Here is a 417-nt window from a genome sequence, read left to right as displayed (position 1 = left end):
GCGGCGTGCTGTCGCTGATGGCGCTAGCGCGCGGCAGTTTCCCCAAGCGCTCGGCGCTGATGCTCGGCATCGGCATCGTCGGGGCATCGCTTTTCTTCGGTGATGCCGTCATCACACCGGCGATATCGGTGCTGTCGGCGGTCGAGGGCATGAATGTCGTCACGCCGACCTTCCAGCCCTATGTCGTGCCGCTGACACTGGTCATTCTTGCCATGGTGTTCGCGGTGCAGCGCTTCGGCACGGGCGGGGTAGGATTGGTGTTCGGCCCGGTGACGGCGGTGTGGTTCCTGGCAATTGGCCTTTCCGGGCTCAACCACATCATCGCCGATCCAGAAATCCTGTGGGCGGTGAGCCCGCACTACATCGTCGCCTTCCTGATCAATTCGCCCGACGTCGCTTTCGTGACCATTGGCGCCA

Annotated in this window: 1 protein-coding gene; it reads left to right on the top strand. The window is 63.3% G+C overall.

Annotation, left to right across the window (positions count from 1 at the left end):
* Positions 1–417: KUP/HAK/KT family potassium transporter (locus X742_RS0139810; RefSeq protein WP_031248892.1), on the top strand; the 417-nt coding region annotated here is incomplete at both ends.

Source organism: Mesorhizobium sp. LNHC229A00, from assembly GCF_000502415.1.
Taxonomy (GTDB): domain Bacteria; phylum Pseudomonadota; class Alphaproteobacteria; order Rhizobiales; family Rhizobiaceae; genus Mesorhizobium.
Note: the sequence above shows the minus strand (reverse complement) of the source record. Positions and strands in the feature narration are given on the sequence as shown.